The organism is Dictyoglomus sp. LHC4 (assembly GCF_055181355.1).
Window position 1 is genome coordinate 767209 of record NZ_CM143707.1, and the last position, 13640, is coordinate 780848.

General features: G+C 31.8%; 11 protein-coding genes. 8 read left to right on the top strand and 3 right to left on the bottom strand.

What is annotated here, in order from left to right:
• The first annotated feature begins 65 nt into the window (after window positions 1–65).
• The 8 genes from ACY3JO_RS03715 (at window position 66) to ACY3JO_RS03750 (ending at window position 8670) form a co-directional block, all read left to right on the top strand.
• A complete protein-coding gene (locus tag ACY3JO_RS03715; protein ID WP_463085470.1) occupies window positions 66–1028 on the top strand; it encodes an ABC transporter permease in 963 nt (320 codons plus the stop codon).
• Window positions 1029–1060: 32 nt separating this feature from the next.
• The gene (locus ACY3JO_RS03720) at window positions 1061–1933 is read left to right on the top strand and encodes an ABC transporter permease (RefSeq protein WP_463085471.1); all 873 of its coding nucleotides are present in this window, start codon (window positions 1061–1063) and stop codon (window positions 1931–1933) included.
• 4 nt (window positions 1934–1937) lie between these two features.
• Window positions 1938–2918 carry an ABC transporter ATP-binding protein gene (locus ACY3JO_RS03725; protein WP_463085472.1) on the top strand — a complete coding sequence of 327 codons (981 nt, stop codon included), beginning with the start codon at window positions 1938–1940 and terminating at the stop codon, window positions 2916–2918.
• The gene (locus tag ACY3JO_RS03730) at window positions 2911–3858 is read left to right on the top strand and encodes an ABC transporter ATP-binding protein (protein WP_463085473.1); all 948 of its coding nucleotides are present in this window, start codon (window positions 2911–2913) and stop codon (window positions 3856–3858) included. The genes ACY3JO_RS03725 and ACY3JO_RS03730 overlap by 8 nt, the downstream gene beginning before the upstream one ends.
• Before the next feature lie 122 nt (window positions 3859–3980).
• Window positions 3981–5693: a DUF5060 domain-containing protein gene (locus tag ACY3JO_RS03735; RefSeq protein WP_463085474.1), complete on the top strand. Its 1713-nt coding sequence runs from the start codon at window positions 3981–3983 to the stop codon at window positions 5691–5693.
• A gap of 6 nt (window positions 5694–5699) precedes the next feature.
• Window positions 5700–6707 carry a glycoside hydrolase family 5 protein gene (locus ACY3JO_RS03740; RefSeq protein WP_463085475.1) on the top strand — a complete coding sequence of 336 codons (1008 nt, stop codon included), beginning with the start codon at window positions 5700–5702 and terminating at the stop codon, window positions 6705–6707.
• 25 nt (window positions 6708–6732) lie between these two features.
• Window positions 6733–7668, top strand: coding sequence for a glycoside hydrolase family 5 protein (locus ACY3JO_RS03745; protein WP_463085476.1), 936 nt, complete (start codon window positions 6733–6735; stop codon window positions 7666–7668).
• A gap of 9 nt (window positions 7669–7677) precedes the next feature.
• The gene (locus ACY3JO_RS03750) at window positions 7678–8670 is read left to right on the top strand and encodes a glycoside hydrolase family 5 protein (protein WP_463085477.1); all 993 of its coding nucleotides are present in this window, start codon (window positions 7678–7680) and stop codon (window positions 8668–8670) included.
• 5 nt (window positions 8671–8675) lie between these two features.
• On the opposite strand, the gene ACY3JO_RS03755 is transcribed toward ACY3JO_RS03750, so the two are convergent.
• Genes ACY3JO_RS03755 through ACY3JO_RS03765 form a run of 3 tightly spaced genes read right to left on the bottom strand, consistent with a single transcriptional unit; the run spans window position 8676 to window position 13620 of the window.
• Window positions 8676–9860: a hypothetical protein gene (locus tag ACY3JO_RS03755; RefSeq protein WP_463085478.1), complete on the bottom strand. Its 1185-nt coding sequence runs from the start codon at window positions 9858–9860 to the stop codon at window positions 8676–8678.
• 51 nt (window positions 9861–9911) lie between these two features.
• Window positions 9912–11864 carry an ABC transporter ATP-binding protein gene (locus tag ACY3JO_RS03760; RefSeq protein ID WP_463085479.1) on the bottom strand — a complete coding sequence of 651 codons (1953 nt, stop codon included), beginning with the start codon at window positions 11862–11864 and terminating at the stop codon, window positions 9912–9914.
• The gene (locus ACY3JO_RS03765) at window positions 11848–13620 is read right to left on the bottom strand and encodes an ABC transporter ATP-binding protein (protein ID WP_463085480.1); all 1773 of its coding nucleotides are present in this window, start codon (window positions 13618–13620) and stop codon (window positions 11848–11850) included. The genes ACY3JO_RS03760 and ACY3JO_RS03765 overlap by 17 nt, the downstream gene beginning before the upstream one ends.
• Between the last annotated feature and the right edge of the window lie 20 nt (window positions 13621–13640).

Here is a 13640-nt window from a genome sequence, read left to right on the forward strand (position 1 = left end):
TGATAGAATAGGGGGAGGGATAATACCCTCCCCTTTTTTAAATTGTTATTAAAAGGAGGTAAAGTATGGGGCTTATAAAGTATATAATACGTAGGCTTTTTACTATTTTTGTCTCAATTGTTGTGGTAATTATTATCACATATATTCTTATGTGGCTTGCACCTGGTGATTTTTTCAATATTGCTCAGTTCCAGGCAAGTGCAGGTAAAGTTGCAACATTAACTCCCGAGCAATTGCAAGTTTTAATAAAAGGATTTGAAGAAAAGTATGGTTTAAATGTGCCTTTATGGAAACAGATATGGAATTATTTGAAAGATGCATTTAGATTTAAGTTTGGTCCTTCCTTTTCAAATCCTAATGAGCCTATTGAGGTTCAGATTGCAAGGAGATTCCCAGTTACTTTTACGCTTGCAATTTTATCTATGGCTCTTGCTGTACTTGTTGGAATTCCTCTCGGAATTATTGCTGCTCTTAAAAGAAATACATGGATAGATTATATTTCTATGTTCTTCTCTATGCTTGGAAGTATAATTCCAGCTTATTTGATTGGAGTAATAATGGTACTTATTTTTAGTGTATGGCTAAGATGGCTTCCTTCATCTGGATGGGAATCTCCCAAACAAATGATTATGCCTGTAATAGCTGTTGGTTTAGGTCCAATGGCGGTAATTGCAAGATTTATGAGATCAAGTCTTTTAGATGTCCTTAATCAGGATTATATAAGGACAGCTTATGCAAAAGGCGGAACTGATAGAGCAGTTATTATGAGACATGCTTTAAGAAACTCTTTGATTCCAATTGTTACTATTATTGGACCTCAACTTGCTTTTTTGTTTACAGGTACTGTATGGATTGAAAACCTATTTAGAGTGCCTGGACTTGGTCAGCTCTTTGTTAATGCTGCATCTATGAGAGATTATCCATTACTTGTAACATCTACTTTTATCCTTTCTCTTTCTGTAATGTCAATGAACTTGTTGGTTGATATTATATATGCATTTCTTGATCCAAGAATTAAATATGAATAAAAGGCTCAAAGGAAAAAGGAGGTTTTTGCTAAATGGAAGTTGCAATAAATAGAAAGGTTAAAAGATCAAGCTATTGGAGTTCTGCTTGGAGAAGATTTAAAAGAAATAAAATGGCGGTTGCTGGATTAATTTATATTATCATAATAATAATTGTCTCCATATTTACACCATGGATTGCTCCCTATCCTTATGATGAACCCCATTATGCTCATACTTTTGAAAAACCAAGTGCTAAATTTTGGTGGGGTACTGATGATCTTGGAAGAGATATGTTAAGTAGGAATTTATATGCTATGAGAAATGCTCTCTTAGTGGGTTTTGGTTCCCAGATAGTGGTACTTATTATTGGAGTAATTATCGGCTCTATTGCAGGATACAGAGGTGGCTTAGTAGATACATTACTTATGAGAATAACTGATATAATGTATGCATTTCCTACTTTCCTTTTTAACGTTATTTTAGTTACAGTTATGGGTAGAGGTCTTTTTACAATTCTTGTAGCTGTGGGACTTACAGGATGGGCAGGAATGGCTCGTTTAATAAGAGGTATGGTTATGTATTTAAAGCATGCAGAATTTGTTGAAGCGGCAAGGGCTTTAGGAGCTAAAGAATCATACATAATTAGAAAATATATACTTCCTAATATGTTGGGACCAATCATTGTAAGTTTAGCTTTTGGTATACCAAATGGTATATGGATTGAAGCAGGTCTTGCTTTAATTGGCATGGGAGTAAGACCCCCAATGCCTTCTTGGGGTAATATGATTGGGGCTGGAATTGGTTATATAATGGCATTTCCTCATATGGTGATTTTCCCAGTACTTTCTTTTGCTCTTACACTTCTTGCCTTTACATATGTAGGTGATGGTTTAAGAGATGCATTAAATCCAAGGAGTGAGGTATAAAGCTATGGCAGAACTATTAAGAGTTAATAATTTAAAGACCTATTTTGATAGATACGATGGAGTTGTAAAAGCGGTTGATGGTATAAGTTATAAGGTAAATTATGGTGAGACTCTTGCGATTGTGGGTGAAAGTGGATCTGGTAAGACAGTTTCAGTTCTTTCTCTTTTGAGGCTTATTAAGAGAAATGGAAGGATAGTAGATGGAGAAGCTATTTTTGATGGTAAGGATTTATTGAAACTAAATAAAGAAGAACTGAGACAAGTAAGGGGTAAAGATATTTCTATTGTTTTTCAAGATCCAATGACCAGTTTAAATCCAATAATGAGAGTGGGTATCCAGATAATGGAGCCTATTTTATGGCATAGAGTGATGTCTGATAAAGAGGCGAGAGAGAGAGCTATTGAACTTTTAAGGCTTGTAGGAATTCCTGAATATAAGACGAGAGTTTGGGATTATCCATTCCAATTTTCAGGTGGAATGAGACAAAGGGTTATGATTGCAATAGCTCTTGCATGTAATCCTAAGCTTGTTATAGCTGATGAGCCTACTACAGCTTTGGATGTTACAGTAAGAGCCCAAATATTGAATCTTCTTTCTGAAATGAAGGAAGAATTTAAAACTAGTGTAATATTTATTACTCACGATATTACATTGGCTATGAATTTTGCTGATACAATAATGGTTATGTATGCAGGAAAGATATCAGAGTATGCATCTACTGAGAAGTTTATTAGAAATCCATTACATCCATATTCTCAAGGTTTGATTTCATCTACTCTTGATATAAATGCGAAAGAGGGTTCATTAAGACCTATTCCTGGAAACCCACCAAGCCTTGTGAATCTACCATCTGGCTGTAGGTTCCATCCAAGGTGTCCATATGCTCAAGATATATGTAGAGAAGTAGAGCCAGAATATAAGGAAGTAGAAGATGGACATTATGTGGCATGTCATTTAGTGAAGGGAGGAAAATTCAATGCCTGAACTTTTAGTTGTTAAAAATTTAAAAAAGTATTTCCCTGTTAAGAAGAAGTTTTTGAGGGCAGTAGATAATGTATCTTTTTCTTTAGAACAAGGAGAAACATTAGGTCTCGTGGGAGAAAGTGGTTCTGGGAAATCTACCTTAGGTAGATCTATACTTAGATTGATTGAACCAGATGCTGGAGAGATAATTTTTGATGGGGCTGATTTGAGAAAGCTTAAGGGGGAAGAGTTAAGGCAAAAGAGAAGATTTTTGCAGATAATTTTCCAGGACCCCTTAGCCTCATTAAATCCTATGATGACTGTTGGACAAAACATAGAAGATCCATTAATAATTCACAATATAGGAACAAGAGAAGAAAGAAGAAGAGCAGTAGAGGAGCTTCTTGATATAGTAGGTTTAGGTAGAGAGGTAATAGATGCTTTTCCTTATGAATTTTCTGGAGGTCAACAGCAAAGAGTAGGTATAGCAAGAGCTCTTGCTTTAAATCCTAAATTCATTGTTGCAGACGAGCCTGTTTCTTCATTGGATGTATCTATACAAGCTCAAATTGTTTCACTCCTTTATGAACTAAAAAGAAGATTTAAGATATCTTACCTTTTCATATCCCACGACTTGGCAGTGGTAAGATACCTATCTGATAAAGTTGCTGTTATGTACCTTGGTACTATAGTAGAAATGGCTCCTAAGGAAGAATTATATACAAATCCATTGCATCCATATACAAGAGCTCTTCTTGCTTCTGTACCTAAGATGCCGAGAGATGGGGAAAGACAAAGAAGATTTTCAGCATTAAAAGGAGAAGTACCTTCTCCTATAGATTTACCTCAAGGTTGTAGATTCCAAAGTAGATGTGAGTATGTGATGGAAACATGTAGAAAACAAGAACCTGCTTTAAGGGAGGTTTCTCCAGGACATTTTGTGGCATGTCATTTAGTATAGGGGTTTAAGGGGTGAGAGGGGTTCAATTATGAAAAATTTCATATTGTTTTTGATTTTGTCAATAATATTAATTATTTGTGGATGTATGAAGGAAAGTAATGTAAGGAATATTATAGGATCTTATGAGTCAAAATAAATATAAAGACAATAGACCCTTGAATATATTAGGGATAGATATCCCTAAAGTGGGATTAGAAAGGTATAAGTTATTTGAAGTGTCTATTTTTCTACAGGGTTCATACTTGAATCCTTTTGACCCGCAAGAAATAAATGTAGAAGGAATTTTTGAAGATCAGTATGGTAATCAATACAGAGTTCCAGGATTTTTCTATCAAGAATATAAAAGAGAACTAAAAGATGATTATGAATATTTGACTCTTGTGGGTGATCCATATTTCAAAATAAGATTTTCTCCAGTGACTATAGGCTCATACAAATTTTTTATAAAAGTTAAAGATAAAATAGGAAAAGAGGTCTCATCAAATAAATATACTATATATGTAAAAGAATCTGAAAAACCCGGTTATATAAGGGTTAGCGAAAAGGATTGGCGATATTTTAAGTTTGATAATAGGAGACAATTTTTACCTATCGGGGCAAACATTTGTTGGTCAACATCTAAGGGTACTTATGATTATGATGAATGGTTTCCTAAATATGCTGAAAATGGTGGAAATTATTTTAGAGTGTGGCTTGGACCTTCATGGACTACTTTTGCTTTGGAAAGGGAATCTGTTAAAGAATATGATCTTAAAAATGCTTGGAAACTTGATTATGTATTAAATTTAGCGGAAAAATTAAATTTGTACATAATGTTTTGTTTTGACAGTTACAATGAACTTAAATATCAGAGGGAAGGAGCATATCCATATTGGGAACATACACCCCATTATGAAAAAAATGGAGGACCCTTGAAAGAACCCAAAGATTTTTGGACTAATAATGAGATGATTAAATGTTACAAAAATAAGCTAAGATATATTGTGGCAAGATATGGTTATAGCACTAATGTTTTTGCTTGGGAATTTTGGAATGAGGTAGATATTATTTCTCCAACTGCTTTTGTTATAGGTGAAGTTAAAAAGTGGAATAAAGATATGGCTAAATATCTTAATAGTATTGATCCCTGGAAACATCTAATAACTACAAGTTTTGCTTACTCTCTGGGAGAACCTGAAATTGACAGTATCTCTGAACTAAACTTTTTACAAACTCATATTTATCAAAGCAATAGATATATTGATGCCCTATTATCTCTTATAGCTTATAAAGAACAATATAGGAAACCTCATCTTGTGGGAGAATTTGGGTTGGATGCTGGTGGAAATGATCCTTGGGTAGATCCTAACGGGTATGCTATACATAATGCTATTTGGACTACTGTTTTGTCTGGTGCTTCTGGTACTGCAATGTCTTGGTGGTGGGATAATCACATTCATCCTAATAATCTTTATTTTCATTATAGGGCTTTAGCAGATTTTGTTAAGGATATAAATTTTTTAGAGGAAAAATTTGAAAGATTAACAAATTATAAATTTAATGTTTATAATAGAGAGATTAAGGTTATGGGACTTCAAGGTAAGAAATATATACTTTTATGGCTTTATAATATGAGAGAGGCCTATCAATATAAAAAAGATATTCCTAATATGGATAGTTTGAAATTCTTAGGCAGTATTGAATTATTAATAAAACCCCCAATTAAAGTAATCTACTATGATACATATAGAGGTGAAAAGATTAGGGACTTAGATTTAGGTGAAAATGTAATTCCTATTATTGAGTTTGAAAGAGATTTGGCAATAAAGATAGAATTATTAGGGGAAGGAGAGTGATTATTGATGAAGAAGATATTACTTTTTTCCTTAATCTTCCTATTTGTTCTCTCTTTTTCTTTTAAGGAAGTGTATTCTCAAGCCAAATTATCCATTAGAAGAGGAGTTAATCTTACTGGTCTTGAGGCTCCTTTTGAAGGTTCATGGGGGGTATATGTAAAGGATGAGTATTTTGATTTAGTAAAAAAAGCGGGTTTTGACCATGTGAGAATTCCAGTTAGATGGAATGGTCATGCATTATATGAACCCCCATACACTATAAGGGATTACATATTTAATAGAGTGGATCAAGTGATTGATCTTGCTTTTAAGAATAGATTGTATGTAGTAATAAATATCCATAATTATGACGAAATAATGCAAAATCCTGAAAAACACAAAGATAGGTTTCTTGCATTATGGGATCAGATAGCAGAGCATTATAAAAATTATCCAGATACTTTATGGTTTGAGCTTTTAAACGAGCCAAATACAAATCTTACACCTCAGGTTTGGAACGAATATTTGGCTGAAGCCATAAAGGTAATTAGGAAGACAAATCCTACAAGAAAGATTGTGGTAGATACAGCAAATTGGGCAAATTATAGTACCATTTCCTTTTTAAAACTTCCTGAGGATCAAAATCTTGTAGTAAGTTTTCATTACTATAATCCTTTCAATTTTACACATCAAGGAGCAGATTGGGTACAGCCTCAGCTTCCAGTAGGTGTTAAATGGACTGGTTCAGATCAAGAAAAGAAACTGATAGAAAGGGAACTTGATTTTACTGTTGACTGGGCAAAAAGAAATGGGAATGTACCATTATGGATGGGAGAATTTGGAGCATATTATAGAGCGGATATGGAATCAAGGGTGAGATGGACAGATTTTGTAGCAAGATCTGCAGAAAAGAGAGGAATAGCTTGGGCATATTGGGATTTTGCATCAGCAGGTTTTGGGGTATATGATGGGTTAAACAAAATGTGGAGAACACAGCTTCTAAAAGCGTTAATTTCAGAAACAAAAATAAAATAAATAATTTTTAGGAGGAAGAATTATTATGAATATTCCGATAAGACGAGGTATAAATTTTGGAGATGCATTGGAAGCACCTTTTGAAGGTGCATGGGGTGGGCATATTATTAAAGATGAATATTTTAAGTTAGTAAAAGAAGTAGGTTTTGACCATGTGAGACTTCCAATAAAATGGAGTATATATTCAAAAAGGGAATCTCCCTATGATGTAGAGAAAAAGATTTTTGATAGGGTGGATCATCTTATAGAGCAGGCTTTTAATAATGGACTTTATATAATTATTAATATCCATCATTATGATGAAATAATGCAAGACCCACTGAAAGAAAAGGGTAGATTTTTAGCTATATGGAAGCAAATATCAGAACATTATAAAGATTATCCCCAGAATTTATATTTTGAATTATTGAATGAACCTACTTATAATTTGTTTAGTGATTTATGGAATCAATTTTTAAAAGAAGCGATAGAAATCATTAGGAAGACTAATCCTGATAGAAAAATTGTGGTAGGACCTGATAATTGGAATAGCCTTTATAATCTTGATAAGTTGATTATTCCTGAAAATGATAAGAATATTATAGTAGCTTTTCATTATTATAATCCTTTTAATTTTACACATCAGGGGGCAGAATGGGTAAAAATAAATTTACCTGTTGGGGTTAAATGGTTAGGTACAGATGAGGAGAAGCAAATGATAGAAAAGGAACTTGATATGGCTGTTAAATGGTCTAAGGAACATGGAAGTGTACCTCTTTATATGGGAGAATTTGGAGCATACTCAAAAGCAGATATGGAATCAAGGGTGAGATGGACAGATTTTGTAGCAAGATCTGCAGAAAAGAGAGGAATAGCTTGGGCATATTGGGAATTTTTCTCTGGATTTGGAGTTTATGATCCTGAAAAAGATGAGTGGAGAGCTCCTTTATTAAGAGCTTTAATACCAGAATTAAATTTTTAGGAGGTAAATGTGGCTAGAAATGTAATTCCAAGATGGAGAGGTTTTAATTTACCTAATTTGTTTTCATATTATCATTATAAAGATTTTGAAGAAGAAGATTTTAAATGGATATCTGACTGGGGATTTGATTTTGTAAGAATTCCTCTAAATTATAGATTCTGGATAAAGGATGATGATATTTATTATATAAGAGAAGAGTTCTTCGAAAAAATAGATGAAGTAATTTCATGGGGCCAAAAATATCATGTGCATATATGTTTAAATTTTCATCGTGGTCCAGGTTACAGTGTTAATCAGGAATTAAAAGAGAAATTTAATTTATGGAAAGATGAGGAAGCTTTAAGTGCTTTTTGTTACCATTGGGGATATTTTGCAAGAAGATACAAAGGTATATCCTCAAAAAATTTGAGTTTTAACTTGATTAATGAACCACCCCACGTATCAGATGATATTATGACAAGGACTGATCATGAGAGGGTAATAAGGAAAACGGTAGATTTTATAAGAAAGATTGATAATGGGAGGCTGATTATTATAGATGGCATCTCTTATGGAAATGAGTCTTTACCTGAGTTAGTTGATCTTAATGTTGTACAAAGCTGTAGAGGGTACTTGCCTATGGGACTTACCCATTATAAAGCAAGTTGGGTGGGAGGGGAAAGCTGGCCTGAGCCTAAGTGGCCTGGAGCTTGGCATTACGGAGAATATTGGGATAGGGGTAAGCTTGGAAAACATTATGATAGATGGGCAAGTCTGATGGATAAAGGTATAGGTGTTCATTGTGGAGAAATGGGAGCCTTTAAGTATACACCTCATAAGGTGGTACTTTCTTGGATGAGAGATCTTTTGGAAATATTTAAAGAAAGAGATATGGGTTATGCTCTTTGGAATTTTAAAGGACCTTTTGGAATTCTTGACTCTGAAAGAGAAGATGTGGAATATGAGGATTGGTATGGACATAAGTTAGATAGGGAGATGTTAAGATTATTACAAGAATTTTAAAGTAGTTATTGTTGTATTTTATAAATATTAATGTTATAGCCATCCTTTCCAGATAACAAAAGGATGAGGAATTTTTCATCTTTAGAAAATTTCATATGCTCTATAAAGTATTCATTGTTAAGTCTTATTTTTTTCTGAGTACCTAATTTTCTATGAACTAATTGAATTTCTTTTATTAAAGAGAAGGGATTATTGGTAGTAGTATACGCTAAAAACTCTTCATTTGGTGATATACATAGATTATTCCCTAAATATGTGTTTATTAATTCCTTTGTTTTTATATCTATGAGGGTGGAAATCTTTGTTCCTTCAATAATAAGAAATTCATTTTTTTCAGTAAACTTAACACTTCCACCCATAGGATAAGAAAATATTTCTGATGGATTTTTAAAGTCTATAACTTTAGTTATTTTTTCAAATGAAACTGCTAATAAATCATCACTTTTTGAAACATCGTAACTTATTATTTTCTCATCTTTAAACAAAGGTATCGCTTTTATATTTTTAAGATCAATTAGGATTAGTCCATAAATATCATCATTTTTATCGTCCATTGGGTTGTAGGAGTTTGTTAACATTAAGAAAGTATCCTTAGGAGAGAAATTCAGAGATTCTTCTAAATCATCTTGAGTTGAAAAGAAGATTAATTCTTTTAGTGGGGGATAGCTTAATATACGATATTCATAATGATTCTCAGTAGGTATAAATCCAAGAAAATAAGTTTCAACAAGTTTTTTCTCTAGTATATATTTTCCAGTATTTGAAAAGGAAATATTTTGTATATTTTGCGAAATAGAAAACCAAAAATTGTTATTTATTTTTATGTTACTTTCCAGATTATACGGAAGCTCTGTATATGTATTTTTTTCAAAATTATAAATTAGAGCGTAAGGTTCATTGTTAACAACAGCTATTGTTTTAGGAGCTATTATTTTAAATTCTTTGATAATTGTGTTAAAATCTCTTGCATTTTTTGATCTCACTCTTATTTTGTTCTCATTAAGGTTTTTAAGATCTAAAATTGCTAATTGATCCTTTATGTTATAGATTAAAAAATTCTCATAAATTAGAAAATAATTTACACTATTTTCTCCAAGAGATATTTCTTTTAGTAAATAAGGATCAATAAATTGAGAAAAACCAGTATATATACTAAGAAAAATTATACCTAAACTGATTACCTTTTTCATTATGATAAAGACTCCTTTAAAACGGTTTAAAAATTTTTCTATTTATTAAAACTATATGTTAGCATAGTTTAAACTTTGGAGTTTGTAAAGATGGTAATAAAGTCCCTTTTTCTTTATGAGTTCATTATGACTTCCTTTTTCTACAATCTTCCCTTTATGCATTACATAAATAGTATCCACATTTTTTATGGTAGATAATCTATGGGCAATAATTATACTGGTTTTCCCTTTTATAAGATTTTCTATTGCATCTTGAATTAATTTTTCTGTTTCTGTATCTATGTTAGCTGTAGCTTCATCTAAAATTAATATTTTAGGATCAAATACTAGTGCTCTTGCAAAGGCTATTAGTTGCCTTTGTCCAGAAGATAATGTAGCTCCTCTTTCTTGAACAGGAGTACAGTATCCTTGCGGAAGTTCCCTTATAAACTTATCTGCATTAACCAGTTTTGCTGCTTCTATGACTTTTTCTTCCGAAATATCCTCTTTATTTAATCTTATATTCTGTAAAATATTAGTAGAGAAGAGGTGTACATCCTGAAGGACTATACCAATGTGTTTTCTTAATTCTTTTGGATCTATATCTTTTATATTAATATCATCTATAAGAATTTCTCCTTTTTGAATATCATAAAACCTTGTAAGTAGGTTTATGATTGAAGTTTTTCCTGCTCCTGTATGTCCTACAAAAGCTACCTTTTCGCCCGGTTCTATAGTAAAGGATAAATCTTTTAAAACCCATTCACTATCATAAGCAAACCAAACACTTTTAAATTCTATTTTTCCTTTTATATCTTTTAGAACTGTAATCTTAGGTGTTTCTGTTATATGTTCAGGTTCGTCAAGAAGCAAAAAAATTCTTTCTGCAGAAGCCATAGCATCTTGCATTATATCATATTTTTCTGCTAAGTCTTGAATTGGTTGGAAAAAGCTTCCCAGATAAGATATGAATAAAAATAAAGTTCCAAAACTCATTTGATTTCCCATTATTTGTAGACCACCAAAGAATATAAGAAAGGCAGAGACAAAGCTTCCCAAGGCACTAACTATAGGTCTAAATATGGCATTAACGAAAACATTCCTTAGGGTTGCTTGTAAAAGTAAATTATTAATTTCTCTGAATTCTTTTTCATTCTCTTTCTCTCTTGCAAAAAGTTGGGTTACTCTCATACCGCTAATATGTTCAGCTAAATAAGCATTTAATCTTGCAAGTCTTATTCGAAAAGCTCTATATGCTTCTCTTGCATATTTTTTAAATAGAAAACTTATATAACCCACAACGGGAAGGGATAATAAACATATGATTGCTAATTTCCAATTTAAACCTAACATTACAACAGAAAGCCCAGTAAGCAAGAATATATCTACTATGAGACTTGTTATTACAGAGTTGTACATCTGTTGAAGGGTTTCAGTATCATTAGTTACTCTTGTTACTAATCTTCCTACTGGATTTCTGTCAAAAATTCTCATGGGAAGTTTTAATATGTGCTGGAATAGTTCTTTTCTTAGGTCATATATTATTTTTTGAGATGTTAGATTCAAGATATAGACTTGTATATATGTTAGAAAGAAAATCATAAAAATAATAAAAAGATATAGAAGAGCTGCTTTTTGTAAATTTGAGATATTTTTCCATCTCAATGAGAATCTGTCCTTAACATCAATCTTTTGCAGGTCTTCAAAGGAAATATAATATTTCCCATTTAAAGGTTTGATAAAAGAGGGATATTTTTTGAGTAATTTTTTAGCTAAATTATCTTCAATATAATATACTCTTATTTCTTTATTTTCTACCTTTATAACCTCAAAGGGATTTATGTTTTTGTCTATTGCGATTTTTATAATATATGGATTTATCAGCTTTAAAATGGTTATGATTATAATAAGAAATAGGGCAAAGAGTAGATAATGAAAGTAAGGTTTAGTATATTTTAATAATCTTTTCATTATTCTTGAATCATATGCTTTTCCTAATATTTCTTCTTCATAAAACTGATTCATCTATTTCCCTCTCCAACTTAGATTCTAATTGTTGTTGTTCATAAAGCTTAGCATAATATCCACCAAGTCTCATTAATTTATTGTGATCTCCTCTTTCCGTAATCCTTCCATCTTTTAACACTATTATTTCATCTGCCTCTTGAATAACTGATAGCCTTTGGGCTATTACTATAAAACTTTTATCTTTCCTTATTTCCGATAGGTTACTTAAAATCTGTTTTTCTGTGTTAGCATCCACAGCAGATAAAGCATCATCTAAGATTAAAATAGGGGGATTAATGGCTAAAGCTCTTGCAATTGCGACTCTTTGTTTTTGTCCTCCAGATAACGTAACACCTCTTTCGCCTACTACTGTATATATACCGTCTGGAAAATCTTTTAGATCTTCTTCTAATGCAACGATTCTTATTAGTTCTTTAACCTCGTTATCTGATAGATTAGGATTGCCAAATCTTATATTATTAACAATAGTATCTGAGAATAAGAAGCTATCTTGGGGTACAAATCCAATGTTTTTTCTGAGAAAATATAAAGAAAGATTTCTAATAGGAATATTATCTATTAGAATCTCTCCTTTTTGTATATCAAAAAGTCTTGATATGAGACTTACTAAGGTGGTTTTCCCTGAACCTACAGCACCTGTGATGCCAAGGAATTTTCCAGGTTTTATTTCTAGATTTATATCCTCAAGTTGCCAGTTTTTACTTGACGGATATTTAAAGAATACATTCTTAAATATAATTTCTCCATTTAACCTTTCTTTTTTTATTGCATTTTTAGGTTCTCTTATTTCAGGTATTTCATCAAGTACTTCATTTATTCTTTCTAAGGATGCTTTTCCTCTTTGGAAATTGTTTATGACCCATCCTAAGGCATTCATAGGCCATATCAAAAGGCCTAAATAGGAATTAAAGGCTATAAAGTCACCAAGAGTGATATTTCCTTTTATAACTTCCAAGCCTCCAAAGAAGAATACAAGAAGAATAGATAGATTAGCTAATAGTTCTATAGTAGGAAACATAAATCCCCATGCTTTAACAAGATTTATATTTTTATTTAATAAATCTCTTGCTTTTACTAAAAAATTCTCTAATTCTTTTTCTTCTTGTACATAAGCTCTTACAATCCTTATACCTGATATAGTTTCTTCAATTTTGTCTGTTAGACTAGCAAAACTTTCTTGCGCTAATTTAAATCTTTTGTGGGTTATTTTTCCGAATATAGATACAGATAGGGTAATTATTGGAAGAGGAATAGCTGTGTATAATGTAAGTTTAGGGCTTATCTTTATAAGGAAAAAGATAGAAAGAATACCTAAAAAGATTGTATCAAGAAGCATGACGATACCAAAAGCAAACATTTCTCTTACAGCTCCAAGATCATTAGTTGCAAGAGCCATGAGCTCTCCAGTTTTATGATAGTTAAAGTAGTTTAATGATAAAGTTTGAAGATGGGTAAAGTATTTTTCTCTTATGTGAGCTTCTATATGGCGAGAAGTGGCAATAATTTGCATCCTCCAAAGATATCTAAAAAAGGCTGTAAGTATTGCAAAAATAATTAAAGCTAAAAATATTAAAAATAGGTTTCTCAAAGATAATGATCCCTTATTAAGATAATCTACACCCCACCCTAAAAGTTTAGGAGAGATTAGCTGGAAAATATCTGTAAGAAGCAGAAAGAATGCTCCTAAGATATACTTCCATTTATGTTTTAATAATATTTTTTTAATATGCCTAAAAAGAGGCTTACCTACCATAACGAAAATAATTTTATATC